Source organism: Pseudarthrobacter sp. efr-133-R2A-89 (assembly GCF_030209315.1).
Classification (GTDB): Bacteria; Actinomycetota; Actinomycetes; order Actinomycetales; family Micrococcaceae; genus Arthrobacter.
This window is the reverse complement of record NZ_JARVSE010000005.1, coordinates 136,382-163,380: the sequence shown is the minus strand read 5'-3', so window position 1 is coordinate 163,380 and position 26,999 is coordinate 136,382. Positions and strand designations below refer to the sequence as shown.

At 68.1% G+C, this 26,999-nt stretch carries 21 protein-coding genes; 10 read left to right on the top strand and 11 right to left on the bottom strand.

Annotation, left to right across the window (positions count from 1 at the left end; translation table 11 throughout):
- Nucleotides 1–4 precede the first annotated feature (4 nt).
- The 4 genes from QRM95_RS09945 (at nucleotide 5) to QRM95_RS09930 (ending at nucleotide 6,571) form a co-directional block, all read left to right on the top strand.
- Nucleotides 5–1,507 carry a malate:quinone oxidoreductase gene (locus QRM95_RS09945; protein WP_285247607.1) on the top strand — a complete coding sequence of 501 codons (1,503 nt, stop codon included), beginning with the start codon at nucleotides 5–7 and terminating at the stop codon, nucleotides 1,505–1,507.
- Nucleotides 1,508–1,573: 66 nt separating this feature from the next.
- Complete coding sequence (locus tag QRM95_RS09940) at nucleotides 1,574–4,807, top strand: efflux RND transporter permease subunit (protein WP_285247606.1); 3,234 nt, start codon at nucleotides 1,574–1,576, stop codon at nucleotides 4,805–4,807.
- Nucleotides 4,808–4,994: 187 nt separating this feature from the next.
- A complete protein-coding gene (locus QRM95_RS09935; RefSeq protein WP_285247605.1) occupies nucleotides 4,995–6,104 on the top strand; it encodes an LLM class flavin-dependent oxidoreductase in 1,110 nt (369 codons plus the stop codon).
- Nucleotides 6,104–6,571 carry a MarR family winged helix-turn-helix transcriptional regulator gene (locus QRM95_RS09930; RefSeq protein ID WP_285247604.1) on the top strand — a complete coding sequence of 156 codons (468 nt, stop codon included), beginning with the start codon at nucleotides 6,104–6,106 and terminating at the stop codon, nucleotides 6,569–6,571. The genes QRM95_RS09935 and QRM95_RS09930 overlap by 1 nt, the downstream gene beginning before the upstream one ends.
- 28 nt (nucleotides 6,572–6,599) lie before the next feature.
- Here QRM95_RS09930 and QRM95_RS09925 read toward each other — a convergent pair whose 3' ends face one another.
- Nucleotides 6,600–7,406 carry a transglutaminase-like domain-containing protein gene (locus tag QRM95_RS09925; protein WP_285247603.1) on the bottom strand — a complete coding sequence of 269 codons (807 nt, stop codon included), beginning with the start codon at nucleotides 7,404–7,406 and terminating at the stop codon, nucleotides 6,600–6,602.
- 71 nt (nucleotides 7,407–7,477) lie between these two features.
- Complete coding sequence (locus tag QRM95_RS09920) at nucleotides 7,478–8,284, bottom strand: hypothetical protein (protein ID WP_285247602.1); 807 nt, start codon at nucleotides 8,282–8,284, stop codon at nucleotides 7,478–7,480.
- A 147-nt stretch (nucleotides 8,285–8,431) separates the two neighbouring features.
- Here QRM95_RS09920 and QRM95_RS09915 point away from each other — a divergent pair, with 147 nt between their 5' ends.
- Complete coding sequence (locus QRM95_RS09915) at nucleotides 8,432–9,094, top strand: DUF1684 domain-containing protein (protein ID WP_285247601.1); 663 nt, start codon at nucleotides 8,432–8,434, stop codon at nucleotides 9,092–9,094.
- 97 nt (nucleotides 9,095–9,191) lie between these two features.
- Nucleotides 9,192–9,680, top strand: a complete 489-nt coding sequence (locus QRM95_RS09910) for a GtrA family protein (RefSeq protein ID WP_285247600.1) — start codon at nucleotides 9,192–9,194, stop codon at nucleotides 9,678–9,680.
- Between the two features lie 18 nt (nucleotides 9,681–9,698).
- Here the strand turns inward: QRM95_RS09910 and QRM95_RS09905 are convergent, their stop codons facing one another.
- The 5 genes from QRM95_RS09905 to QRM95_RS09885 are packed head-to-tail and all read right to left on the bottom strand — an operon-like array spanning nucleotide 9,699 to nucleotide 15,562.
- Nucleotides 9,699–10,865: a cysteine desulfurase family protein gene (locus QRM95_RS09905; protein WP_285247599.1), complete on the bottom strand. Its 1,167-nt coding sequence runs from the start codon at nucleotides 10,863–10,865 to the stop codon at nucleotides 9,699–9,701.
- Between the two features lie 3 nt (nucleotides 10,866–10,868).
- A complete protein-coding gene (nadC, locus tag QRM95_RS09900; RefSeq protein WP_285247598.1) occupies nucleotides 10,869–11,783 on the bottom strand; it encodes a carboxylating nicotinate-nucleotide diphosphorylase in 915 nt (304 codons plus the stop codon).
- On the bottom strand, nucleotides 11,776–13,551 hold the full coding sequence (gene nadB / locus QRM95_RS09895) for an L-aspartate oxidase (RefSeq protein ID WP_285247597.1): 1,776 nt from the start codon (nucleotides 13,549–13,551) through the stop codon (nucleotides 11,776–11,778). The genes nadC and nadB overlap by 8 nt, the downstream gene beginning before the upstream one ends.
- Nucleotides 13,551–14,855, bottom strand: coding sequence for a quinolinate synthase NadA (nadA, locus tag QRM95_RS09890; RefSeq protein ID WP_285247596.1), 1,305 nt, complete (start codon nucleotides 14,853–14,855; stop codon nucleotides 13,551–13,553). Before nadA ends, nadB begins: the two co-directional genes overlap by 1 nt.
- Nucleotides 14,852–15,562, bottom strand: a complete 711-nt coding sequence (locus tag QRM95_RS09885; RefSeq protein ID WP_285247595.1) for an NUDIX hydrolase — start codon at nucleotides 15,560–15,562, stop codon at nucleotides 14,852–14,854. Before QRM95_RS09885 ends, nadA begins: the two co-directional genes overlap by 4 nt.
- Nucleotides 15,563–15,834: 272 nt before the next feature.
- On the opposite strand from QRM95_RS09885, the gene QRM95_RS09880 reads away from it, so the two are divergent.
- From QRM95_RS09880 to QRM95_RS09870, 3 genes are all read left to right on the top strand, one after another.
- Nucleotides 15,835–17,232 carry an amino acid permease gene (locus QRM95_RS09880; RefSeq protein ID WP_502934957.1) on the top strand — a complete coding sequence of 466 codons (1,398 nt, stop codon included), beginning with the start codon at nucleotides 15,835–15,837 and terminating at the stop codon, nucleotides 17,230–17,232.
- 79 nt (nucleotides 17,233–17,311) lie between these two features.
- A complete protein-coding gene (locus QRM95_RS09875; RefSeq protein ID WP_285247594.1) occupies nucleotides 17,312–18,139 on the top strand; it encodes an alpha/beta fold hydrolase in 828 nt (275 codons plus the stop codon).
- A 71-nt stretch (nucleotides 18,140–18,210) separates the two neighbouring features.
- On the top strand, nucleotides 18,211–18,945 hold the full coding sequence (locus QRM95_RS09870; RefSeq protein ID WP_285247593.1) for a phosphoribosyltransferase: 735 nt from the start codon (nucleotides 18,211–18,213) through the stop codon (nucleotides 18,943–18,945).
- Here QRM95_RS09870 and QRM95_RS09865 read toward each other — a convergent pair.
- Entirely contained in the window at nucleotides 18,942–20,276 is a 1,335-nt protein-coding gene (locus QRM95_RS09865; RefSeq protein WP_285247592.1) for an MFS transporter, read from the bottom strand. The two genes, QRM95_RS09870 and QRM95_RS09865, sit on opposite strands and share 4 nt — an antisense overlap.
- Nucleotides 20,277–20,527: 251 nt before the next feature.
- On the opposite strand from QRM95_RS09865, the gene QRM95_RS09860 reads away from it, so the two are divergent.
- Complete coding sequence (locus QRM95_RS09860; RefSeq protein WP_285247591.1) at nucleotides 20,528–21,262, top strand: IclR family transcriptional regulator; 735 nt, start codon at nucleotides 20,528–20,530, stop codon at nucleotides 21,260–21,262.
- 31 nt (nucleotides 21,263–21,293) lie between these two features.
- On the opposite strand, the gene QRM95_RS09855 is transcribed toward QRM95_RS09860, so the two are convergent.
- From QRM95_RS09855 to QRM95_RS09845, 3 genes are all read right to left on the bottom strand, one after another.
- Nucleotides 21,294–22,634 (bottom strand): MFS transporter, encoded by a 1,341-nt coding sequence (locus QRM95_RS09855; RefSeq protein WP_502934956.1) that lies wholly within the window; start codon nucleotides 22,632–22,634, stop codon nucleotides 21,294–21,296.
- A gap of 83 nt (nucleotides 22,635–22,717) precedes the next feature.
- Nucleotides 22,718–25,819, bottom strand: coding sequence for an AAA family ATPase (locus tag QRM95_RS09850; protein WP_285247590.1), 3,102 nt, complete (start codon nucleotides 25,817–25,819; stop codon nucleotides 22,718–22,720).
- The gene (locus QRM95_RS09845) at nucleotides 25,816–26,994 is read right to left on the bottom strand and encodes an exonuclease SbcCD subunit D (RefSeq protein ID WP_285247589.1); all 1,179 of its coding nucleotides are present in this window, start codon (nucleotides 26,992–26,994) and stop codon (nucleotides 25,816–25,818) included. The genes QRM95_RS09850 and QRM95_RS09845 overlap by 4 nt, the downstream gene beginning before the upstream one ends.
- Nucleotides 26,995–26,999 lie beyond the last annotated feature (5 nt).

The following is a 26,999-nucleotide window of genomic DNA, read 5'->3' as shown; positions in this document are numbered from 1 at the left end:
GATCGTGACTTTCATTTCCAAGACCCCACATGCCGACGTTGTCCTGATAGGCGGCGGCATCATGAGCGCGACGCTGGGGGCATTCCTCAAGCAGCTGGAGCCGGACTGGACCATCTCGCTGTTCGAACGGCTGGACCAGCCGGGGCTCGAGAGCTCAGATCCTTGGAACAACGCGGGAACGGGCCACGCGGCCCTCTGCGAACTGAACTACTCCCCCGCAGCCAAAGACGGCTCGGTAAGCCCCAACAAGGCGCTGCTCATCAATGAACAGTTCCAGCTTTCCCGCCAGTTCTGGTCCCACTTGGTGGACAACAACCTGATCGGCTCCCCCAAGGGCTTCATCAACACCGTCCCGCACATGAGCTTCGTGATCGGCGAGGACCACACCCGGTTCCTGAAGACGCGCTACGAGGCCTTGAAGCCGCACACCCTGTTCCGGTCCATGGAGTACTCCGAGGACCACGCACAGATTGCCAAGTGGGCGCCGCTGATCGTCAAGGGCCGCGACCCCAAGCAGCGCGTCGCCGCCACCCGGGCAGCTGAAGGAACCGACGTCGACTTCGGGGCGTTGACCCGTGAGCTCACCGGCTACCTGGGGAACAACGGCGTCGAAATCAGCTATGGCCACGACGTCACCGGCATCTCCCGCGCGTCCGACGGCGGCTGGGACCTGACGCTGAAGCACCCGCGTTCCGGGGAGCACGGCAAGATCCACGCCAAGTTCGTCTTCGTCGGCGCCGGCGGCGGTGCGCTGCACCTCCTGCAGGCCTCGGGCATCCCCGAAAGCAAGGGTTACGGCGGCTTCCCCGTCTCCGGGCAGTTCTTCCGCTGCACGGACGAGACCATCGCCGCCCAGCACAGCGCAAAGGTATACGGCCAGGCCTCGGTTGGTGCCCCGCCCATGTCCGTGCCGCACCTGGACACCCGCTACGTCAACGGCAAGCGCTCGCTCCTGTTCGGACCCTACGCCGGCTTCTCCACGAACTTCCTGAAGAACGGCTCCTACCTGGACCTGCCGCTGTCCATCCGCCCGGGCAACATCATCCCGATGCTCGCCGTGGCCAAGGACAACATGGACCTCACCGCCTACCTGGTCAAGGAAGTGGCAAAGCGGCACGACCAGAAGGTCGAAGCCCTTCGCGAGTACTACCCCGAGGCAAAGGGCGGCGACTGGGAACTTATCACCGCCGGACAGCGTGTGCAGATCATCAAGAAAGATCCGCAAAAGGGCGGCATCCTTCAGTTCGGAACCGAAGTGATCGCCGGCCGCGACGGCTCCATCGGTGCGCTCCTGGGCGCCTCGCCCGGAGCCTCCACCGCTGTCCCCATCATGATTGAACTGCTGCAGAAGACGTTCCCCCGGAATTTCAAGGGCTGGCAGTCCAAGCTCAAGGACATGATGCCCGGTTACGGGGTCAAGCTGGATGAAAATCCGGACCTGGCCGCGGAGCTGGAACGGGCCACGGCCAAGTCCCTCCAGCTGGAGAGCGTTTCCGCCAGCCATTGACCCTGCCGGGGCCAGCGGCTGGCACCCAGGGCATGTACCAGTCACTAAACCCCCAGGAGGGCATCCATGTTCCGGCTGGCGCACCTTTCCCTTGCCAACAGGGCCCTGATCGCGCTGATCACCGTCTTTGCCTCGGTTTTCGGCGTGATCACCATGTCCTCGCTGAAGCAGGAGCTCATCCCGTCTATTGAGTTCCCGCAGATCACCGTGCTCAGCTCCATGCCGGGCGCGTCGCCGGAGGTGGTGGACAAGCAGGTCAGCGGCCCGCTGGAGAAGGCGCTGAACGGCGTGGAGGGGCTGGAATCCACCTCCTCCACGTCACGCACCGGCGTCTCGCAGATCACCCTGGTGTTCACCTATGGTTCCAACCTTGACCGGGCCCGGAACCAGATCGACCGCGCGATCTCCAACGCCAAACGGACGCTTCCCAGCGATGTCCAGCCACAGGCCATCGCCGGGAGCATCAGCGACTTCCCCATCGTGTTCCTCGCGGTGTCCTCGGACAAGTCCCTGAGTGACCTGAACGCCGACCTGCAGCGCCTGACCGTGCCCCGGCTGCAGAAGATCGACGGCGTCCGCAGCGCCGACGTGACCGGCGGCGCGTCCCAGCACATCGAGATCCTGCCACGCACCGATGCTCTCGCCGCCGCGGGCGTGGGCGTGACCGCGATAAAGGACGCCCTTTCCAACAACGGAGCCCTGGTCCCGGCCGGAACCCTCGAGGACCAGGGAAAGACCCTCTCACTGCAGATCGGCAGCCCGGTGGATTCCCTTGACGCCATCAAGGCCCTTCCGCTGGCCGGGGCGAAGAACGCTGCGACCGTCGGCTCGGTGGCTGACGTCTCGCTCAAGGACGACGAACGCACCTCCATCACCCGCACCAACGGGGCCGAGACCCTGGCCGTTTCGGTCACCAAGAAACCCGAGGGCGACACAGTGGGGATTTCCCACGCGGTGCGGGACTCCCTGCAGGATCTCCAGGCGGAGCTGGGCTCGAACGCAAAGTTCACACCTGTCTTTGACCAGGCACCGTTCATCGAAAAGTCCATCAAGGACCTCACCACGGAAGGCCTGCTGGGGCTGGGATTCGCGGTGGGGGTCATCCTGCTGTTCCTGATGTCGGCCCGCTCCACGCTCGTCACCGCCGTCTCGATCCCGCTGTCGCTGCTCATCACGTTCATCGGCCTTTCAGGCACGGGCTATTCGCTGAACATCCTGACCCTCGGTGCGCTCACCATCGCGATCGGACGCGTGGTGGACGACTCGATCGTGGTCATCGAAAACATCAAAAGGCACCTCAGCTACGGCGAAGAAAAGTCGACGGCGATCCTCACCGCCATCAGGGAAGTGGCCGGCGCCATCACGGCCTCCACGCTGACGACGGTGGCCGTATTCCTGCCGATTGCCTTCGTCGGCGATCTGGCCGGTGAACTGTTCCGGCCGTTCGCCCTGACCGTCACCATGGCGCTGCTGGCGTCGCTGCTGGTGTCCCTGACCATCGTTCCGGTACTCGCCTTCTGGTTCCTCAGAAATCCCAAGGGCGCCCCGGAAGGAGCACCGGCCGGTTCCGCCGAGGCGCGCCGGATTGCCGCGGAAGCCACAGCAAAGGCGCACGACGCCGAGCAGCGCAGCCGCCTGCAGCGCGGCTACCTGCCCATCCTCCGGTCCACCCAGAAACACCCGGTCATCACCCTGGTGGCGGCCGTCCTGGTACTCGGTGCCACGGGCGCCATGACGCCCCTGCTGGCAACCAACCTGCTGGGGAACTCGGGACAGAACAGCCTGACCGTGCGCCAGGTGCTGCCTGCCGGAACCAGCCTCGCCGACACCAGCGCCGCCGCCATCCGGCTCGAGGAGGTCCTGCGCGGCATCGACGGCATCAAGGACGTCCAGGTGACGTCGGGCAATGCGCAGGCCGGGTTCGCCGCGCTCACCTCCACCGGATCCTCAAACTCCACGTTCACTGTGGTCACTGACGAAAAGGCCAACCAGGAACGGCTCCAGGACACCGTCCGGACCGAACTGGCCAAGGTGCCTGATTCCGGCAAGATCTCCGTGGGCACCCAGCAGGGCGGCTTCGGCACCTCGTCCACCGTGGACATTACGCTGAAGGCCGCCACCAGTGCCGACCTCCAGTCCGCCAGCGACACCATGGTTGCCGCCATGTCCGGCGTTCCCGGCACCAGCGAGGTGGCCAGCAACCTGGCGGCCAGCAACCCTGTGGTCCAGGTGAAGGTGGACAGGGCAAAGGCGGTGGCCGCAGGACTGAACGAGCAACAGGTGGCCGGGGTCCTGGCTTCCACCATCAGCCCCATCCCAGCGGGGACGGTCCGCATCGACACCAATGATTTCCCGGTGCGGATCGGCCAGGGCACCAAATTCACCAGCATTGACGCCGTCCGGAGCATCCCGCTGCCGGCCGGCGGAAAACCGGTAACGCTGGGAAGCATTGCCTCCGTGGAGCAGGTGGACGTCCCCGTCTCCATCACCGCCAGCAACGGTGAGCGCACCGCCAAAGTGTCCATCACGCCGTCGGGATCCAACCTGGGTGCCGTGAACACCGAGGTCCAAAAGCGCCTGGCGGACGTCCAGCTGCCTGCCGGCGTCACTGCGACGATCGGCGGCGCCACCACCCAGCAGGCGGACTCCTTCCGGCAGTTGGGCCTGGCCCTGCTGGCTGCGATTGCCATCGTGTACGTGATCATGGTGGCCACCTTCAAATCCCTTATCCAGCCGCTGATCCTGTTGGTCTCGGTTCCCTTCGCGGCCACCGGCGCCGTGGCCCTGCTGCTGGTTACGGGTGTTCCGCTGGGCCTGCCGTCGCTGATTGGCATGCTCATGCTGGTGGGCATCGTGGTGACCAATGCCATTGTGCTGATCGACCTGATCAACCAGTACCGCCAGCCGCGTGACGGCCGGCCGGGCATGAACGTGGCGGACGCCATCACCAACGGTGCCCGGCAGCGCCTGCGGCCCATCCTGATGACGGCACTCGCCACGGTCTTTGCCCTGACGCCCATGGCGCTGGGCCTCACGGGCGGGGGCGGTTTCATCTCGCAGCCGCTTGCCGTGGTGGTCATCGGCGGCCTGGTGTCCTCCACCGCGCTGACCCTCATCCTGGTGCCCGTGCTGTACCGGCTGGTGGAGGGTCGCCGCGAGAAGAAGGCGTTGCTGAAGGATCTCCACGCCCGGCCTGAACGCGGCCCGGGGTCCGACGTCGACGCCGGTGTCAAGGACTGGACCACGGGCCAGATTCCCAAACTCAGCGGCCGCCGCGCCGCCCCCGGCGGCGCCGAGTAGCAACAGCGCCTCTCCCTGATGCCCGTACCGCCCAGCGGTGCGGGCATCAGCTTTTGGAGGCCCGCCTGCGAACACACGCGGGAATATTCACCGTGCCGGGGCGTTACAGCAGGCGATAGATGCAAATGCATCTAAATTGGTTTACACTTAAACCAAGCCAGCAAGTCCAGTAACGGAAAGGCACATCATGCAGATCGGTGTTTTCAGCGTCAGTGACATCACCACGGATCCCACAACGGGCCGCACCCCCACCGAGCACGAACGCATCAAGGCCTCGGTGGCCATCGCCAAGAAGGTCGAGGAGATCGGCATGGATGTCTACGCCCTGGGCGAGCACCACAACCGGCCCTTCTTCTCCTCCTCCCCCACCACAACGCTGGCCTACATCGCAGCGCAGACCAACCGCATCATCCTCTCGACCGCCACCACGCTGATCACCACGAACGATCCCGTGAAAATCGCCGAGGACTTCGCCATGCTCCAGCACCTGTCCGACGGACGCGTGGACCTCGTCCTGGGCCGGGGCAACACCGCCCCCGTCTATCCCTGGTTCGGCAAGAACATCCAGGACGGCGTGGAGCTGGCCATCGAGAACTACAGCCTCCTGCGCAAGCTCTGGGACGAGGACACCGTGAACTGGTCCGGCAAGTTCCGCACCCCGCTGCAGAACTTCACGTCCACGCCCCGGCCGCTGGACGGTGTGGCGCCGTTCGTGTGGCACGGCTCCATCCGGACGCCGCAGATCGCAGAGGTGGCCGCATACTTCGGTGACGGTTTCTTCGCCAACAACATCTTCTGGCCCAAGGAGCACTACCAGCAGCTGATCGGCCTCTACCGCGAGCGTTACGAGCACTACGGCCACGGCACGGCAGACCAGGCGATCGTTGGACTGGGCGGCCAGTTCTTCATGCGGAAGAACTCCCAGGACGCCGTAAAGGAGTTCCGCCCATACTTCGACAACGCTCCGGTGTATGGCCACGGCCCTTCGCTGGAGGACTTCACCTCGCAGACTCCGCTGACCGTGGGCAGCCCGCAGGAAGTCATCGAGAAGACCCTGACCTTCCGCGAGTACTTCGGCGACTACCAGCGCCAGCTGTTCCTGATCGACCACGCCGGCCTGCCGCTGAAGACCGTCCTGGAGCAGCTGGACCTGTTCGGCGAGGAAGTCCTGCCCACGCTGCGCAAGGAGTATGCAGCACTCAAGCCCGCACAGGTTCCCGAGCCGCCTACCCACGCCGGGCGGGTCGCCGCGCTGCTGGCCGCCCAGGACGCCGAAAAAGCCACCTCGGAGGCATGATGGCCGCGCAAGGATCCGACTCGCCGGTCCGGCTGGCGGCCGAAACCTGGGAGTCGCTGTTCCGGGCGCAGGTTGCGGTGATGCGCAAGCTGCAGTCCGGGCCGGCGTTCCGCAAGCTGGCCGTGAACGAATACGACGTCCTCTTCACGCTGTCCCGCTGCCCTTCGGGCTGGTTGCGGCTTAACGAGCTCAACGACAACGTCCTGCTCAGCCAGTCCAGCCTCAGCCGGCTGGTGGACAGGCTGGAGAAGCGCGGCCTGGTTTCCAGGATGGCAGCTCCCCAAGACGGCCGCGGAGTGCTGCTCAAGCTCACGGATGAAGGGCGGGAGCTGCAGAAGGAAATCGGCCGCGAGCACGTCCGGGACATCTCCGCGCTGGTGGCTCCCGCGCTGACGACGGCCGAGCAAAAGGAACTCAGGCGGCTCACCGACAAGCTGCGGGCCTCCCTGGGTCCCCTGCCACGCTAATCCCGACGCCGGGCCGGCAGGTCCGGCGTCAGCCCAGCGCCACCAGCCGGGACGGGTCCTCAACCGGCAACTCGCCGTTGACCACGGCCGTGATGCGCAGCTGGGTCAGGGTCAGGCTGCCGCCCACGGTGGAAAGGAACGCCGTGTCCGACGAGTCCCGGCCCGCGGTGATCCGGAGCATCGATTCCCGCGGGGCAAGCCCCGTGGGGTCGATGACATGCCACGCACCCGCCACGTAGGCTTCCGCCACCGCATGGAAATCCATCGGGCTGAGGCCTGGGGCGTAGACGGCCGCAAGGCGGGCGGGGATGTCCTTGGAACGGAGCAGGGCGATGGCCAGGTGCGCGAAGTCCCGGCAGACGCCGCGGCGGCTCAGCAGGGTCTCGACTGCCCCGTCCGTGCCCCGGGAGGAACCGCTGATGTAGCGCAGCTCGCCATTGACCCAGTTCCGGACCGCATGCAGCAGGGCGGCCCCATGGATCCCGCCAAATTCGGCGTAGGCGGTGGGCAGCAGCCGGTCGGATTCCGCGTAGCGGCTGGGGCGGACATAGCGAATCCGGTCGGCCAGCTCCGCCTCCTCGGGAACGGCGCGTCCGGACACCGTGGCGGTGTATTCCACGGCGACCTCGGTGGGTTCGTCGAACTCCATGTAGTGGAACCGGCCGCCGTGGTGGTCGGACACCTCCGTGAGCGGCACGTCGGCACCGCCGGCCGTGACGGACAAGGATTCCTCAAAGGACGAATAGCCGCTGTTCCTCGCCGCGGCAATGGCCATGGCCACTTTGGTATGGGCGGTGGTCCTGAAGGCCAGGCGTGCGGAAACAGAGCGTTCCATGTCTCTCCGGGGGTGTTGGGGGCGGACGGCAAGTCGCGGTCCCCGGCACCGGGTGAGTGCGGGCAGCGGGACTAGTTTTTGACCTTCAGCGACATTAGCATCCGCTGTACGTTGGCGAAGTCGGAACTGTCGTTGACATACTGCGCGGCCTGGGCAAGGGTGTCGAACGGCATTGCCGGTGCCACTTTCTCGTCCGGGGCGAAGGCCTTCAACGACACCACGTCGCCAAACGAGTAGTCTCCTTTGCCAGCCGGTCCGCGCACCACGTTGCGCAGCTCGCACGCCTGCCCGTCGCTTCCGCCCACCAGGTTGGTGATGCCGTAGGAGCCAAAGTAGCGGTAGCCCTGGATCACCCGGTAGACCATCCGGGGCGGGATGGTTCCGTCCCCGCCCTGGGCGGCCAGGTCGAAGGGCACGCTGCTGATCACCGTGTAGGGGTGCCTGGCGTTGTCCGGGCAAGCGGCGGAAGACGGCGGCAGTCCCGTCCGCAGTGCGGCGACGTACGTCCCGTCGGGTTTCTTGACCTCGATTTTCAGGCCGCCGGGGAGTACGCCTTCCTCCGGCGCCACCGACTGGGCGATCCAGTCCTGCGGCAGGTCGAAGCTCACGGTCTTCGCCGGGTCCGAGAAGGTCTTCCAGGAGGACGCCGTGGCGGCGCCCTGGGGTTCGGAGGGGGTGGCGGACGCAGAAGCGGGGGCGCTGCCTGACGCGCCCGGCGAGGCCGCTGCCGCCCCTGATCCGGTGGATCCGGAGGCGTCCGGCTGCGCCGTCCAGCCCGGTCCGCTGCCGGCCTGGGGTCCCGAGCAGCCCGCCAGCAGGAGCGCGGCGGCCACCAGGGACATCCGGGAAAGAACCGTGATTATTGCCTTGCCTTTCATGGCAGCCAGCCTAACCGTGCCGCGCCGCCTTCCGTGGCTGGCACGGCAGGTGTTTCCGGGCCACCGCCCGGTTCCGCCACCCGGGCACCCGGCCTGCGTGTCGCCGTCGGACGTTACCTGCCTTGGCCGGGGACTAGGCTGGAGGCTATGGCGGAAGAGCAGCACGGCACAGCCGAAGAGAATCCTGCGGAAATGTCCGCCCTTGACATCGCCGACTGGCGGCTGAGGACCTTTGCCCTCTACGACAATGTCCGCAAGATCTCAGCGGAGGACCCGGCCGAGGCGCACTCGTACTGGCGCCACCAACGCGACCTCATGTTCGCCACCCACCCTGCGTCCGCGCTCACGGCAGCGGACAAGGCACGCTTCTCCGGGTTGAAGACGGCGGACTACGATCCGATCTACCGGTTCCACGTACCGCTGACCAAGGAAGGCGCCGGCCGGCAGATGAGCGTGGACACCGGTACCGACGGCGTGGTCAATTTCGTGCGCCTGGGCACGTTCGACCTACCGGAGATGGGCCAACTTGGGGTCTGGAAGATCCACGGCTATGGCGGCGGTATCTTCGTCCCGTTCCGGGATGCGACTGCCGGCCAGCCCGGTGGAACGTACGGGGCCGGACGCTACCTGCTGGACACCATCAAGGGCGCATTCCATGGTGTCCAGGGCACCGGCCCGGACGCCATGTTCGTTGTCGACTTCAACTTTGCCTACAACCCCTCCTGTGCCTACAACGAGGCTTGGGCCTGCCCGCTGCCCGGGCCGTCCAACCGGCTGGCAGTGGAAATTCCCGTAGGCGAGCTGTACTGACCATGGTTTGCTCCCCCACGCGCCGGCAGCATGCCCTGTTCCCGCTGGACAGCCGGTCCCCTGTACCCGGCGCCAACAGCGCCCCCGGTGGGACCGCATGAGGGACGGTACGTCCGCCCCCGCCGTCCAGGAGACGCCAACCCGCCGTCTTCCCGCCACCAGGCACTACCGCGGAGTCCTCCGCTTCCCGGTCATCCGGCAACTGCTGCGCTTCACCGGCGTCGGCATCATCTGCACCGCCGCCTCACTTGGGCTGTACGCACTGCTGCGTCCGTGGCTGGGCGCACAGTTGGCCAACGCGGTGGCCCTGGTCCTCACGTCGCTGTTGAATACAGCCTTGAACCGGCGGCTGACGTTCAAGATTGCCGGTGGACAACGGCGGACCCGCGATCACCTCAACGGCCTGGTGGTGATCGCCGTGGCGCTGGTGATCACGGGCAGCAGCCTGGGCGTGCTGCACTGGATCAACCCGGACGCCACCGTGGGGGATGAACTGGTGGCAACCACCCTGTCCGGCTTCCTGGCCACCGCCGTCCGGTTCAGCATGCTGCGGCATTGGATCTTCCGCCGTGCGCGGCACCGCTGACCCCATGGCACGGATCCGCTAGCGTCCCTGGCCTGCGCCGAGGTTTTTGACACTGGCGACGGCGGCCCGAACCGCCTCGGCAGCCTCCTCCAGTTCCTCCGGGGTTACGGATGAGTCGAAACTGAAGCGGACAGCGGTCTGGGCAAGCTCTGCGGTGAATCCCAGGGCAGTCAGGACCGGCGAGGGGGCATCGGAGCCGGCGGCGCAGGCCGACCCGCTGGAGCACACCACTCCGCGGCGTTCCAGTTCCAGGAGGACGGATTCGCCGCTGGTGCCCGGGAAGCAGAACGATGCCACCGACGGCAGCCGTTCGGCGGGATGGCCGGTGAGGACGGCGTCCGGCACGGCTTCCAGCACCGCTGCGATGAACCGGTCGCGCAAGGCGGCCACTCTCTCCCGTTGCTGTTGTTGTCTCGCATGGGCCAGGGTGAGCGCCGTGGCCAAGCCCACCGCACCGGCCACATTCTCCGTGCCTGAGCGGCGTCCGCGCTCTTGTCCCCCGCCGTGGACCACCGGTTCGAGCCTGGTGCGGCTGCGGACGTAGAGCATCCCGCACCCTTTCGGAGCGCCCAGCTTGTGCCCCGAGATGCTCATCGCGTCCACTCCCAGCGCCTTGGCGTCCAGCGGCAGCCAGCCGGCCGCCTGGACGGCATCGGTGTGGAACGGGATGCCTTGGCCGCGGGCCAGTTCCGCCAAGGCTGTTATGGGCTGCACGGTACCGACCTCGTTGTTGGCGTACATGACGCTGACCAGTGCTGTTTCCGGTCCGAGCAGCGCGGCGAGCGCATCCGGGCTGACCAGGCCGGACCTGTCTACCGGCACCACGTCCACCGCGAACCCGTGGAACCGCTCCAGGTACCGGGCGGATTCCTCCACGGCGGGGTGTTCGACGGCGCTGATCACCACCCGGTCCAGTCGCGGGTTGGCGGCCTGCCGTGCCAGCGCAATTCCTTTGACGGCAAGGTTGTCCGCTTCCGTGCCGCCGGAGGTGAACACCACTTCCCCCGGACGGCAGCCCAGGACGGCGGCCACGGCGGACCGTGCCCCGGCCAGTGCCGCCGCCGCAGCCTCACCGAGCGTGTGGTGGCTGGAGGGGTTCCCGAACCCGCCGGCGAGGTACGGCCACATGGCGTCCAGCACCTCGCGGCGGACGGGCGTGGTGGCGGCGGCATCAAGGAAGATCACGGGTCACCCGGCAGTCAGTTCGACGTCAAGGCCCAGGTCCAGGGCGGCCACGGTGTGCGTGAGGGCCCCTACCGAGATGACGTCCACGCCGGTGCCGGCGATCGCCGCGACGGTATCGAGGTTGACGTTGCCGCTGGCCTCCACCAGGGCACGTCCGGCAACCAGGGCCACTCCGGCCTGCAGTTCCGGCACCGTGAAGTTGTCCAGCATGATGGTGTCCACCCCTGCCGCGAGGACGGGCTCGATCTGGTCCATCCGGTCGACTTCCACTTCGAAGTGGATGGTGTGTCCCAGCTGTGCCTTGGCTGCCAGCAGGAGACCGGTGAGTTTGGCAGGGTCTCCGCCGGTCATCACGGCCAGGTGGTTGTCCTTGGCCAGGACGGCATCCGACAGGCTGTACCGGTGGTTGGAGCCGCCGCCGCACCGGACGGCGAAGCGTTCCAGGACGCGCAGGCCGGGGGTGGTCTTGCGGGTGTCGGTGATGCGGGCGCGGGTGCCCTCCGTGAGCCGGACGAACCCGGCGGTCTTGGTGGCGATCGCGGACATCCGCTGCACCAGGTTGAGCGCCACGCGTTCGCCCAGCAGCACCGAACGCGCGGATCCGCTGACCCGGGCCAGGTGGGTGCCGGCCGCGAACGCCTGGCCGTCCGCGACGAGCAGTTCCACCCGGGTGGCAGGGTCCACGAGCTCCATGGCATCCCGGAAGACCGTGGCGCCGCTGAAAATGCCCGGGACACGGGCGTTGAGGACGGCGGTGGCGCGCGCTCCGGCGGGAATCAGGAGTTGGGAGGTGATGTCCCCGGAGGGTGCGTCCTCGGCGAAGGCCCGCACCAGAATCTCCCGCACGGGGGCCGCCGGAAGGGCCAGGTCGAGGGGCCGCACGGCAGCGGCGTGGTCGATTACGGCGGGTTCAGTCATGGAGCAGGCTCGCTTTCGGGCGCGGAGGGCAGGTGTTCTCGGGTTCGGCGGCTTCGTCGCTGCGGTAGTGGGCGCCCAGCGATTCGGTGCGGTCCAGCGCGGCAGCCACCAGCAGCCGGGCGGCCAGCAGAAGGTTCCGGTCCTCGGACGCCACAGGGTCTACGGAGGAATCAACGGCATCAAGACGGACGACGGCGGCCCAGGACTCAAGCGTGGCGGCCGCCTCCCGCAACAGATGCCCGGAGCGCAGCACCCCGGCATGGGACGTCATGATGCGGCGAAGAGCGTCCCGCGAAAAGGGTTCCCCCACCTCCCCATCCCCGCCGAAGCCGGACGGCCAATTTCCGCCTGGCCCACCTGAGCGATCCGCCGCGCCTTCTAAAGCAGCAGGGATGGTGACACGCGGGCTCGCGTTTCGCGGCAGGGCTGCGGAAGCGTGCGTCAAGCGGAGGCCGCCCGCGGCCGAGGCAGCACGTGGAGCATCGCTGCCGCGGGGCGCGTCCCAGCCCAGGGCACCGGAGAGCAAGTCTTCAACGGCGCGGCGGCCGAAGACGAGTCCTTCAAGGAGCGAGTTGGACGCCAGCCGGTTTGCACCTTGGACGCCGGTGCACGCAACCTCGCCGGCGGCGTAGAGGCCGGGGACGCTGGTGCGGGCGTTGAGGTCGGTGGTTACCCCGCCCATCCAGTAGTGGGCGGCGGGAGCGACGGGGACCAGTTCACGGGTCCAGTCAATGCCGGCCTCAAGGGTTTTCCGGGTGAGGGTGGGGAACCGCCGGCGAAGGAAGCCCTCGCCCTTGGCCTGCTCGATGGCGCGGGCGTCGAGGTAGACGTGGCCGTTGGCGTCGCCGAGTTTGGCCAGGTGAAGGGCGATGCTGCGGGAGACGACGTCGCGGGGCGCGAGCTCGGCGTCGGGGTGGTAGGCCTGCATGAAGCGCCTTCCTCCGGCGTCCAGCAGGGTGGCTCCTTCGCCGCGGACGGCTTCTGAAATCAGCAAGGGACCGTCCAGCCGGCCGGGGTGGGCGGTGGCGGAACTGACCAGGCAGGTGGGGTGGAACTGGAAGAATTCGAGGTCCTTCACGGCTGCGCCGGCGCGGACGGCTAGCGCCAGTCCGTCCGCGGTGGCGACGGCCGGGTTCGTGGTTTGGGCGAACAGCTGGCCTGCTCCGCCGCTGGCCAGGAGGACGGCGTCGGCCGCCAGGACGGACGGCCGGCCCGCCTGGAGGTATTCGACTCCGCTGACGCTGCCGCTTATGGTGACCAGGGCGGTTGCCTGGGCTTGGGAAAGGATGCGGAGCGTGCCGCGGTCGCGCCGGTCCCGGACCGCCTGGATGAGCGCAGCGGCCACCCGCGCCCCCGTGGCATCCCCGCCGGCGTGCAGGATGCGCGGGGCACTGTGTGCGGCTTCGAGCCCAAGCGCCGGGCCGTCGTCGTGCGCGGCGTCGAAGCGGACCCCGTACCGCTGGAGCCCGGCGATGTCCTCGCGCGCCTCGGTGCACATGAGCCGGACGGCGGCCTCGTTGCAGTGTCCTGCCCCGGCGCGGAGGGTGTCGGCGATGTGCGCGGCGACGGTGTCCCCGGGCGACGGTTGGTCGAGCACTGCCGAGATGCCGCCTTGCGCGTACCAGGTGTTGCTGTCTTCCAGGGCACCTTTGGTCAGCAGCACCACGTCCGCACCGGCGTCCGCGGCGAGCAGGGCAGCGTAGAGGCCGGCGATGCCGCTGCCAACGACGGCGAGGCGACCCGCCGGCGTGCCGGGCTGGCGGGTCATTAGGGCCTCGCAGCGAGCATGCGCTCGAGTGCCGTCCTGGCGTTGGCCTGCACATCCTCGTCCACCGTGATGCGGTTGACGATGCGGCCGGCGACCAGTTCCTCCAGGACCCAGGCCAGGTAGCCGGGGTGGATGCGGTACATGGTGGAGCAGGGGCAGATCACCGGGTCCAGGCAGAAGATGGTGTGCTGCGGGTACTCGGCGGCGAGCCGGTTCACCATGTTGATTTCGGTGCCGATGGCGAACGTGGTGGGCTCGGTGGCGGCCGCGATGGCTTTCTTGATGAAGTCGGTGGAGCCGGCTGAATCCGCGGCGTCCACCACCTCCATGGGGCATTCGGGGTGCACGATGACCTGCACGCCCGGGAAGTCGGCCCGGGCCTTTTCGATCTGCGCCACGCTGAACCGCTTGTGCACGGAGCAGAAGCCGTGCCAGAGGATCACCCGGGAATCGAGCAGTGCCTGTTCGTCGTTGCCGCCGAGGTCCTTGCGCGGGTTCCACATAGGCATCTGGTCAAGGGGAACGCCGAGCGCCTTGGCGGTGTTGCGGCCCAGGTGCTGGTCGGGGAAGAACAGCACCCGCTGCCCGCGCTGGAACGCCCACTCCAGGACGGTCCTGGCGTTCGAGGAGGTGCAGACGATGCCGCCGTGTTCGCCGCAGAACGCTTTCAGGGCTGCGGAGGAATTCATATAGGTGACGGGGATGACCGGAACCCGGCCCTCGGCGTCGGGCTCGGTGCCGAAGATTTCTGCCAGCTGCTCCCAGCATTCCTCGACGGAGTCTTCGTCCGCCATGTCCGCCATGGAGCAGCCGGCCGCGAGGTTGGGCAGGATGACGGCCTGTTCCGGGGTGGACAGGATATCCGCGGTCTCGGCCATGAAGTGGACCCCGCAGAAGATGATCGCTTCCGCCTCCGGCCGGGTCAGGGCTGCGTTGGCGAGCTGGAACGAGTCACCCACGAAGTCGGCGTACTGGACCACCTCGTCGCGCTGGTAGAAGTGGCCCAGGATGACGGCACGCTCACCAAGGCTGGCCTTGGCCGCCTTGATCCGTTCACCCAGTTCGGCATCGCCGGCCAGCTTGTATTCCTCCGGCAGCTGGCCCTGGCGTGGCGTGGAGGCGGGAGCGGGATCGGCGCTCGATGCGCCCGGACCGTAGGCCGGAGTACCTGCGAGCGCCTCGGCGAGGTCGTAGTCCCAGGGGCCTTTCGCCAGTGCCGGGCTGCAGGTGCTGCGCTCCGCAGCGGCGCCCTTTTCGGCTTGTTCGCGCGTGATCAGCTGGATTGCCGTATTGACGCTGCTCATGGTGTGCTCCTGTTGTCTGGGTCAAGGCCTGGCCGGCCGGTGTAGCGGTAGAGGCGTGGCGGGCGGTGCTTGCCGCCCTGGAGGTATTCCCCGGTTTCTTCGATTTCCGGGGTGGACTTGAGCTGGCGGCGGAAGTTGGCGGGATCCAGCTGGCGGTCCAGGACGGCTTCGTAGACTTCGCGGACCTGGGCCAGGGTGAAATACTCCCCCAGCAGGTGGTAGGCAATGGAGCCATAGGCGAGCTTGTTGCGCAGGCGCCAGAGGGCGTAGTCGACGATCGCGTTGTGGTCGAAGGCCAGGTCCCCCAGGCGGTCGGCCCGGAACCACCTGACGTTCTCCGACTCGTCCGCGAGCGCCGCTTCCGTGGGCTGGACCAGTGCCCAGTAGACGATCGAGACAACGCGCTGGGTGGGCGAGCGGTGCAGGCCGCCGAACGCATACAACTGCTCGAGGTAGCTGGGGCTCAGTCCCGTGGTTTCCCGGAGGTTCCTGGACGCGGCGTCCTGCAGCGACTCGTCGTGGCTCAGGGGCCCGCCCGGCAGCGCCCACAGGCCTTTGAAGGGTTCCCTGATCCGGCGGACCAGCGGCAGCCACAAGGTGGGGCGGCCCGAGGTGGCGCTGGGGCGCAGGGCGAAGATCACCGTGGAGATGGCGAGCGACGGCGGTGCGGCCTGCCGCTCGGACACGTTGGCTGAGCTGGAATACACCGTCACACCCCTTCCACACCCCTGCCCCGGGGTCGCTATCTTAGTTATAGTCACTTTGACCAAAACTAATTTTACGACCAGCCGGACGGAAAAGGAAATGTTTCCGCGCCGGCAGCCAGGCGCAGCCGCATCCCCGGGAAGCCGCAACCTGGTGCCGGACGGGGCGCGCGTTTTTGGCCGGCTGCCGGAAGCGGTAAATTCAAGTGGTCCCAAAAGGACCTCCGGCCCCCGTGACCGGACCCCGAACCAACCCCAAGAAGGTTTACCGCCCCATGACGATGAAGTCCGCCCCGACCACATCCGCCACAGCCGCACCCAAGGCTGCGGCAGGCCACAGCATGAAGCCGCGCCAGCTCACCATGATGGGGCTGGGCAGCGCCATCGGTGCCGGGTTGTTCCTGGGATCGGGCGCCGGAGTGCAGGCGGCAGGCCCGGCGGTCCTCATCTCCTACCTGGTGGCGGGGACCCTCATCATCCTGGTGATGTGGGCCCTGGGTGAGATGGCAGCCGCGAACCCGAACAGCGGAGCGTTCTCGGTCTACGCTGCACGTGCCCTGGGCCGGACCGCGGGAGCCACCATCGGTTGGCTTTGGTGGCTTCAACTGGTGGTGGTGATCGCGGCCGAGGCCCTGGGCGCCGCCGGCCTGCTGTTTTCCGTCTGGCCCGTGGTGCCGGTCTGGGCACTGGCACTGCTGTTCATGGTGGTGTTCACCGGAATCAACCTGGCCGGCGTCCGGAACTTCGGCGAATTCGAGTTCTGGTTCGCCATCCTCAAGGTGGCCGTCATTGTCCTTTTCCTGGCCATCGGCGCCGCTTTGCTCCTGGGCCTGCTGCCCGGCGTCGAGTCTCCCGGCGCGTCAAACCTCACCACCAACTTTGCTCCGCAGGGACTGGGCGGGGTGGCCTCGGCCCTCTTCGTGGTGATCTTCGCGTTCGGCGGCACGGAAATCGTCTCCGTCGCCGCGGCCGAAACCGAGGATCCCCAGCGCAGCGTCGGCAAAGCCATCCGGACCGTGGTGTGGCGGATCCTGGTGTTCTACATCGGCTCGGTCTTCGTCATCGCCGCGGTCCTTCCGGCCACGTCCGCGGGCCTTGCCTCGCCATTCGCCGGAGTGCTCGACGCCGCCCGGATCCCCGGCGCCTCCACCGCCATCACCCTGGTGGCCGTCGTCGCGCTCCTCTCGGCGCTGAACGCGAACCTCTTTGGCGCCTCCCGCATGGCATACTCGCTGGCGCAGCGGGGCGAGGCGCCGCGCGTCCTTGCCCGCCTCAACACCGCCGGCGTCCCCATGCTTGCCGTTGCGGTCTCCGTGGCCTTCGGCTTCATCGCCACCGTCCTGGAGCTGTTGTTCCCGGACCGGGTCCTGCCCGCGCTGTTCCAGCTGGTCGGCTCAACGTGCCTGGTGGTGTGGGGCAGCGCGCTGGTGTCCCAGCTGATCCTGCGGCGCCGCGCCGACCGGGACGGGGTTCAATTGCCGCTGCGGATGGAGGGATTCCCCGGCTTGACCATCGTGGGACTGGTCCTGCTGGGACTGATCTTTGCCGTCGGCTTCAGCGCCGAGGCCAGCCGCCTCCAACTCGTGGGCACCTTGGGCCTGGTCGCCGGCATCGCGCTGGCCTGCGCTTTCGCCGGCCGGCTCACCCGCCGGAACCGGCCTGCCAACAGGTAGAGTGAAGCTACCTTTCCAAGGAAGACGCACCGACGCGCCGGGTCCGCCTGGGCGCCGTACCTGATGAGGAACTGACAGCATGAGCGGCAGGCACACCGGACAGCAGCAGGCGCACACCGTCGAGGGCACCGACCCGCAACTCTTCGTGGCGGTGCACGAGCCCGCAGAGGACGCCGGGCTCCGGCCGGTACTCCTGCTGCACGGGTTCTCCTCCTCGTCCAAACTCAACTGGGAGGACACAGGCTGGGTGGCCGCCCTGCTGGAGGCCGGGCGCCGGGTCATAACCGTGGACCTTCCCGGCCATGGCCGCAGCGGCGCCCCGGAAGACCGGGACTCCTACTCCCCCAGCAGGATCAGGGCGGACCTGCTTCAGGCAGCGTTCGACGCCGGGACGCGCCCGCTGCACGACGGCGATCCTTCCAGCGGCCTGGACGTGGTGGGATATTCCCTGGGTTCCCGGCTCGCCTGGGAGTTCGCCGCAACCCAGCCGGAACTCGTCCACAGGCTGGTGCTGGGCGGACCCAACAACGCCGACCCGCTGGCGGCCTTCGATCTGCGGGCCGCCCAGGACTACCTGGCGGACGGTACGCCGATCGCTGACGAATCGACGGCCCAGCTGCTGAAGATGGCGCTGCTGCTGCCGAGCAACAACATCTTCGCGCTGCTGTCTCTGGTCGAAGCCATCAAGGCGGAGCCCTATGACCCCGCCGAGGCGGTGCCCCACGTGCCCATGCTCCTGGTTGCCGGGGACCAGGACGAACGGGCCGGCACGCTGCCCCACCTCGCCGAACTGGCGCGCGGAGCCGGCTCCATGGCCGAGCAACTGCTCCTCCCGGGCCGGAACCACACCAATGCCATCACCAGCAGGGCCTTCAAGCAGGCCGCCATTTCCTTCCTGGGTGTCTAGCCACCGGCGGCACCCGGCCGCCGCCCCACGCGCTTTCGTTCACGCCGGACCTGACCGGCGGGGAGGGTCAGATGGCGACGCGTTTTGAGGACCGCACGGAAGCGGGCGTGCGCCTGGCGGCCGCGCTTTCAGCGTTCCACGGGCGGCCTGGCACCGTGGTCCTTGGCCTGGCCCGCGGCGGCATCCCGGTAGCGGCGGCCACAGCAGGTGTCCTCGGCCTTCCCCTGGGCACCGTCCTGGTGCGGAAGCTCGGGATCCCGGGGTATGAGGAAACCGCCTACGGCGCCCTTGCCTGGGCAACGGGAAGGATCGTCCGGCTGATCAACAAGCCCATGCTGGAGCGGGTCCTTCAGCACGGCGTGCGCCAGGAGCAGCTGGATGAGGTGGAGGACCGTGAACGCACGGAAATCCTGCGCCGGGCCGCCCTGTACCCGGGGACCATGATGGACCTGGCCGGAAAGGCCGTCCTGCTCGTGGATGACGGCCTGGCCACCGGCGCCACCATGCGGGCCGCCGTCGAGGCCGTGCGTGCCGGTGGGGCGGCGACCGTGGTGGCCGCGGCTCCGGTGGGTTCAGTTGATGCCGAGGCCTCGCTGGAGCGCGTGTGCGACGCCGTCGTTTGCCTGCACCTGCCGGGGAAATTCCGTGCCGTGGGCAGCTTCTACCGGCACTTCGGGCAGCTGACCGACGACGACGCCATCGCCGTGCTGCGGCAGGAACGCCCCTGCCGCACGGCGCAGGCCCGGAGCGAAGTCCGGGCCTGCGGGGCTGAGGACCGGCAAGCCGGCTCCAGGCAACGGTGCTAGTGGTGGCTGCTGACGCCCAGCGGCCGTCCCTTGGTTTCCTTGGCCAGCACCACTCCAACGGCGGAGATGACGCACAGGACCATGATGCAGATGCCGATCGAACCGGCCCACTTGGTGGACTGCAGCAGGGATTCGGCGATGGTGGCGGCAAAGGCTCCGCCCAGGATGGCGCCAAAGGCGTACCCGATGGAGATGCCGGAGTACCGCACTTCGGCCGGGAACATCTCGGCGTACATGGCGGACATGGGGCCGTAGGAGAGGCCAAGGCCAATGGTCAGGACGAACAGGGCCACCCCGTACAGGACGATGTCCTTGGTGTCGATCAGCGCGAACATGGGGATCATCCAGGCGAACACGATGGCGTACCCGATCAGGAACGTCTTGACGCGGCCGATCCGGTCGGACAGCCAGCCGCCCACCAGCGTGAAGATCAGCCAGCCGAAGGACGCCAGGGTGGTGGCGAGCAGGATCTGCGGGGTGGGCATCTTCAGCGACTTGGTGGCGTAGGAGATGAAGAAGGCGATGAGCAGGTAGCCGGCTGCGTTGTTGCCGATGAAGATCATGGTCGAGTACAGGACGGGCTTCTTGTGGTTGCGGACCAGTTCGCCCAGGGGCGCCTTGCTTTCCTTCTTCCGCAGGGCCATTTCCTGGAAGACGGGACTCTCGGCCACAGCGCGGCGGATCAGGTAGCCCACCACGATCAGCACGATGGAGAGCAGGAACGGAACCCGCCAGCCCCAGGCGGCGAAGTCTTCCTTGGACATGCCGGTGTTGAGGAAGAACAACAGGCCGGTGGCCAGGATCATGCCCACCGGGACACCGATCTGCGGGTAGGCGCCGAACAGGCCGCGGCGGTTCAATGGTGCGTGTTCAACGGCCATCAGCGCGGCCCCGCCCCATTCACCGCCGGCCGAGAAGCCCTGGATGATACGCAGCACGATCAGCAGCACGGGGGCCCAGGCGCCGATCTGCGCGTAGGTGGGGAGCACGCCGATCAGCGCAGTGGCCGCACCCATCATCACCAAGGTGAAGACCAGCATGGCCTTGCGTCCCAGGCGGTCGCCGAGGTGCCCGGCAATGACGGCGCCCAGGGGGCGGAACAGGAAGCTGATGCCGATGAGGGCGAAGGACAGGATCTGCGCCAGGCCCGGGTTGGACTCGTTGAGCGGTGCCAGGAACAGCGGTGACAGCAGCGTTGCGGTCAGCTGGGCAAAAATGAAGAAGTCATACCACTCGATAGTGGTGCCCACGAGGGTGCCTGCGAGGACTTTACGTTCCTCAGTCCGGCTGCTGGGGCCGGCGGGTGTGTCCACTTTGGAAGGTGTGGTCATTTAAACTCCATTGTTTTTATTGGGCAGCGGTGCCGCCCGGACGCCTTCAGGGATTACCGACAGAACGGTCAGTTAGTTAGCAGGGTACTACGAAAACGTGATGCGGGACACGGAGGACCGGCTTGGGTGGAACCCGCCGCATACTATGTGTTCGATAATTGAACTCAATGTTCGTATAGAGGACAATACAGTCACGACGCGGCGGGGACAAGGGTCCTGTGCCCGCAGTTTCGGCAACCTAGGATGGACACATGACTCCTCCCGCCGCAGCGCAGGCCGGAGCGGCCCTGCCGCAGGCTTCCCCGTCCCAGACCCTGTCGCGCGGTATCCGTGCCCTTGAGATCCTGGCGGCAGCGCCGGGGCCGCTGACCATCGCCGAGCTTGCGGATGCCATGGGTGTCCACCGCTCCGTCGCCTACCGGATCCTGCGTACCCTGGAGGACCATTCGCTCCTGGTGCGCGATGACGCGGGTCGGGTGCAGCCCGGACCTGGCCTCGCGGTCCTGGCCCGCGGCGTCTCGCGCAACCTGCAGAGCGCCGCGCTTCCGGAACTGACCCAGCTGGCAAACTCACTGAACATGACGGCCTTCGTGGCCGTGTGGGACCACCATGACTGCATCACCCTGGTCACGGTTGAGCCGCGGCACTCCGGAGCCACCGTGGCCCAGCACCCGGGGACCCGGCATCCCATCAACGCCGGCGCACCCGGAATCGCCATCCAGTCCGCCCTGACGGAGGCCGAGTGGAACAGGCTGGAAACCGGGATCCCCTACCGCCAGGAGGCCACCGAAGCGCGCCGGAAGGGATACTCCGCCAGCCATGACGAGGTCATCGCCGGAGTTTCCTCCCTGGCGGCGCCCGTCCGGGTGCCCGGCGGCCGGCCGGCCGCCCTCGCCGTCGTCTACATCCGGTCGGCCCACGACCCCGACGCCGTGGGCACCGCCATTGCCGAGAGCGCGGCCCGGATCGAGAGCCAGCTGGCCTGAGCCGGCGGAACGCCGGCCCTGGGTTCGCCCGTCAGCGCCGCCGGCGGAGTGCGACGGCGGTCCCCGCACCAAGCAGCGCCAGCGCCGCCGCCGCGCACACCGGGACCAGGAACGCCGCGCCGGCCCCGTGGACCTGGGCCAGCTGCCCGCCAATGGCTGAGCCGACGGCCGTGCCGGCGACAATCCCGCTGGCCAGGCCGGTCATCACGGTGCCCAGTCGGCCGGCGGGAGCCAAGGTGCCGCCGACGGCAAACACCGTGACCATGACCGGCCCCACCGGGAGCCCAAGGACCAGCAGGACTGCCGCCATCATGGGCAGGGATGACGGCAACAGCAGCAGGACGGCAAGCGCTGCCATGAGGACGGCGCACACCACCCAGCGCAGCGCCAGGCCTGCCCTGCGCGGCCAGTAGGCAACCGAGAGCGCAGCGGCCGCAGAGCTCAAGCCCATGACCGCGTACAGCAATCCCGCGATCTCCGCACCCGCCAGGCCGGCGGAGAAAGCACTGAGGGCCGCTTGGGTGGACCCGAAGAACGTGCCCATGCAGACCATCGCCACCACGGGCAGCGCCACGGCCAGGGGCAGCCTTCGGGATGTCGCAGCACCCGCGCCTTTCCCGCCCCGGGCGTGCCGGGTGACCGGCACGGCCCGATGGGTGGGGTGAACGGCGAAGGCCGGGACAAGCGTGATGGTCAGGGCCGCAGCCAGGGCCAGCGGCAGCCAGGGCGCCACCAGGCTGGCAAGCGCCCCAACAAGTGCGGGCCCCAGGACAAAGGTCACTTCGTCAGCAGTACTTTCGTAGGAGAGCGCGGTGTCAAGGTCGCGTTGGCCGCGGACGCCGGCGCCGGCACCTGCCGCGGCACTTGTCAGTGACATCCACCGGACCCTGGCCAGGGGGCCCACCTGCGGGCATGTTGCTCCGGCAGCAAAGGCCGCCGCCAGGACTCCCAGCGGGAATCCGCCTGTTTTTCCGGTGGCAAGGGCGGCCAGGACCAGCACCAGCACGGCCACTGTGTTGAGCACTGCCGATACCAGCAGCACGGGGCGTTGTCCCCGTCTGTCCGCCAGTGCCCCAAGGAAGGGCGCACCCAGTGCCGAGCCTATGCCTACTGCGCCGGCGGCCGTCCCTCCGACGGCAAAGGAGCCGCTGACGGAGGTGACCAAAGTCAGGGTGCCGACGGTCAGCATGGCCAGCGGCAGCCGCGCGAAAAGCCCCAGCGGAAGAAAAGTCCTGCCGGCAAGTTCGGGGAGGCGCGCGAAGCGGCCTGCTGCCGTTCCACCGGAATCTCGGGCAGGGACGGCCTCGGCGGACGGGTCCGTACCCAGGGCCGGAACGTCGCGGGTGGTTGAAGGGGTGGTTTGAGGTGTCAATTCCGGGCTCGTTCAGTCACTGCGCATCGTCCCTCCTCCCGATGCGCGAAACCCGGTAACGCGGTCCAGTATATCCGCCGGGGTCAGGAAAGTGCGTCCACGCTTTCAGATATCCGCAGGGTGGAGCCGTTCCGGCTCTTGAGCACCTGCAGTTGGGTGCCGATCCGCTGTTTCATCTCGGCCACGTGGCTGACCAGTCCCACCACCCGGCCGCCGTCGCGGAGGCCTTCGAGGGCGTCCATGACTTGTTCAAGGGACTGTTCGTCCAGGCTGCCGAAGCCTTCATCAACGAACAGGGTCTCAATCTCCACGCCCCCTGACTCCTGCTGGACCACATCCGCCAGGCCCAGGGCCAGCGACAGCGAGGCCATAAAGGATTCGCCGCCGGACAGTGTGGACGTGTCCCTGCGGAAGCCCGTCCACTGGTCCACCACTTCAAGGCCCAGCCCCGATTTGGCGCCGCGGGCCGCCTTGGCATCGGTGTGCTGCAACAGGTAGCGGCCATCGCTCATGGCCACCAGGCGCTCCGAGGCGGCGAGGGCGACCTGCTCCAGCCGCGCAGCCAGGACGTAGCTGTTCAGGCTCATCCGGTAGGTGTTCTCACCCCGGCCCGCTGCCGCTTCGGCCAGTCCGGCGAGCATCTGCGCCCGCTCCGCCGGTTCCCGGGACGAGGACGCCAGGTCCTCATATTCCGCCGCCATCGAGGTCAGGGCGGCCAGGCACCGGCGGGCCAGGCCTGCGGCGAGATCAGCCTCCCGGGCGTCATGGTGCGCGGCAGCAGCTTGGCTGCGGAGTGCTTCGAGCCGTTCATCGTCAGGTAGAAAGCCGTCGCCTGCTTCGGCCAGAGCCAGCACCAGGTCTTCCGACTCGAACAGCCCGGCTACCCGGGCAGCTTCTTCCCTGGCCGTCCGGACTGCAGCTTCGAGTGCTGCCACTTCCACAGCTCCCAGCAGTTGGCTGCGAACATCGGCGGCAGAGGCGAAACCCGCCCCGGGCAGGGCAAGCTCCAGGTTCTCTTCCGCCTCGGCGGCCTGCGCCCTGGCGGTGTCCAGCCGTGATTGCGCTTCAACAGCTTTGTCCAGGACCGCCACGGCGTCTTCAAGGACCCGCAGCCGCCGGTCCAAACTGCGGTGGTTTCCCCGCAGGCCGGCAAGGGCCCCGTCCAAGGCGGCAGCCTGTTCGGCGAGGTCGGCGAGCTGGACAACGGTGTGGGTCAGCTCAGCCTCCGCCTCTGACAGTGCGGCGCGGGCCTGGTCGATACCGGTATCGAGTGCTTCCAGCCGTTGCCGCTTTTCCTGGAGCTCTTCCGCGGCCTGCTCCGCGGCGCCTGCCGCTGCCAACGCCTCCTCGGCTCCTTTGCGGGCCTCGGCCACGGGGATGGTCCCGCCTTGTCCGGCGAGCACGGCAACTGTTTGCTCGGCTTCGGCACGTTTAGCACTGACGGCGCTGTGGGCTGCCTCGGCCGCTTCATAGGCGGCATGGGCTTCTTCCTCGGCCTGGGCCAGAGACGGCCCTCCCGTGCCCGATCCCGCCGGCGCCGGATGTTCTCCGCTTCCACAGACCGGGCAGGGCTCGCCGGCCACCAGTTTGGCGGCAAGCTCGGATGCGGCGTTGGCAAGCCGAACCTCCCGCAGGTCCAGCCAGCGGCCTTTCGCCTCCAGCAGGCTTTCCCGTGAGTCGTCGAAGCGGGCGTTTACGAGGTCCCTGCCCTTCACAGCCGTCCCGTACCGCCGGACGACGTCGAGCAGTTCCGCGGCAGCGGCCGCCTCCTTGCGACGGAGGGCGGCGTCGGCGGCACGGGGCTCCAGCTGGTCCAGGGTTCCGGCCAGCAGCTCCCGGTCCGCCAGCAACTGCGCAACCCTGCTTCCCAGCGCCTCAACGTCCAGCCTGAGTTCGTCCTGCCTCCCGGCCAGGCTGCCGTGCCGCCCGCGCAGCTCCTGCAGCCTCTGCTCATCCGGCAGCCGTGCTTCGACGACGGCCAGCAGCGACCGAAGCCGGGCCAGCTCCTGCGCAGCCCCCGGCACACTTTCCGCCGTGTCATGGCCTGCGGTCCCCTTGCGGGCTTGGACCGACGGCCCGGCGGCCTCATCCGCGCCCAAGTTAAGCTGGGCGAGTTCGGTACTGTCCGCCGCGGCCATCCTGAGGAGGGTCATGGCGGCCTCAGCGGCGCCCCCAGCGCTCCGCACCTTGCCGGCCGCCGCATCCACCGCCTGCAGCTGCCCCTGGAGGACTTCCGCCTCCCGGTGCCGGCCCAGCCTGGCAGCGAGTTCTTCCTGCCGGTCTGCCCCGTCCTTCACGGCCTGCTGCCGCACGGTGGCCGCCTGGAGTTTGCGGGCCCGCTCGTGCCGTGTGGTCTCCCGTTCCACTTCACTGCGACGGTCCTGGCTCACGGATGCCGCGTTCGCAGCCTGCTCCGTGAGCTCTGCCAGTCGCGTAGCAACAGCGGCCTGCAACCAGCCAAGCCTGCCGGCGGTATCCTCTGCCGCCGGGGCCCCCTCCTGCGGGAGCTGGAGCGGCGCTGCCTCGGCTTCGGCACGGGCGGCCAGGATGCCCAGCTGGCTGCCCAGGGCCGCGACGTCTTCCTTGGCCGCGGCGGCCTGGCGGGACAGTTCCTGTTCCAGGGCTTCGAACCGCTGCGTCCCGAAGAGTTTCTGCAGCAGGTCAAGGCGGTCCGCAGCTTTGGACCTGAGGAACGCGGCGAATTCCCCCTGCGGCAGCATGATGACGCGGGTGAACCGTTCACGGTCCATGCCCAGCAAGGCCATGATCTCCGCGCCGGCCTCGTCATTGCGGGCAGATTTCTCCACCCAGGTGCCGCCGACGCGTTCACGGAGCAGGGTCTTGGCCTGCTGGGTGGTGAAGCCGTTCCTGCCGCGTGCACTGGGCTTGTCCCATGCGGGCGATCGGGTCACCTCGAAGCGGCGCCCCTGGGCGGAGAATTCGCAGGTTACGGCCGGCTCCTGGCCGGGCTCCGCATGGTCGCTGCGGAGCCGTTTGCCGTCCTGCCGGGCACCCGGAACGGATCCATACAGGGCGAAGCAGATGGCGTCGAGGACGCTGGTCTTGCCCGCACCGGTGGGCCCGTTCAGCAGGAACAGGCCGTGGGCGCTGAGGCGGTCGAAATCGATGTCTTCTGTTCCGGCAAACGGGCCGAAGCCCGAGATGCGCAGATGATGGATCCTCACCGCGAGGCCTCCATCAGGCGGACGTTCTCCAACGCGGCGGCGAGCGCCGCTGTTTCACCCTGGTCCGCGCTGCGCCCACGCACGTGGTCCAGGAAGCCGCAGCACACGGCGAGGTCGTCCGGGGCGTGGGCAAGCCTGCTGCTATAGCTGGCCTGGTCCGGGTCGTTCCCGCCTTGCGGGTCGAAAGCCAGGACCAGTGTGTCAGGGAACCGCGCACGGAGCCGCTCCATCGCCCGCACGGGACGCTGGGCATCAGTGAGTGTGACCTGGCAGTAGGCGGTCTCGGCCCAGGCATGCCCGGGCTCCTCAAGGAGCTCGGCCAGGGTGCCGCGCAGCACGGCAAGGGTTCGCGGGGCATCCCACTCGATCTCCCGCACCGAGGTGACTCCGTCCGGTCCCAGGTCCACGAGCCAGGCACCTTTCCGCTGCGTGGACTCGGAAAAGGAATAGGCCAGCGGTGAGCCCGAATAGCGCACGCGCTCAGACAGCGCCTGGCGTCCGTGGAGATGGCCGAGTGCGGTGTAGCTGAATCCGTCGAACAGGTCCAGCGGAACGGCACCCACGCCACCGATACTGAGGTCCCGCTCGCTGTCCGAACTGATGCCGCCGCTGGCGAAGGTGTGGGCCAGGACCACCGAATGGACGGTGGCGGCGGCTGCACGCCGTGCGACGTCGGCCCGGATAAGGGCGGTGGCCGCCCGGGTCACCTCGAAGTGGCTCGCCGTTTCCACGCCCAGCTGGTCGGCAACGAGCCGTGGTTCCAGCCAGGGAATGCCGTACAGGGCCAGGACCGCGTCCTGGCCTGCGGCGTCCGGCCCGAGCGGCAGGAGCAGTGGATGGTCGAGCTCGGCCACCTTGGTGCGCAGGTGGACTCCCCCGCGTTCCAGCAGCCGCGAGGCGAAACCCAGCCGGATCGCGGAGTCGTGGTTGCCACTGGTGAGCACCACCTTGGCTCCGGCGGAGGTGAGCCTGACCAGGGCGTCATCCAGCAAGTGGACGACGTCTACCCCGGGCAGTGCCCGGTCGTAGACATCGCCGGCAATCAGGACGACGTCGATGCGCTCCCGCTCCACCGTTGCCACCAGCTGGTCAATGAAGGCCCGCTGGGCGTCCAGCATGCCAACGCCGTGGAATGACCGGCCCAGGTGCCAGTCCGATGTATGAAGTAACCGCATATTCC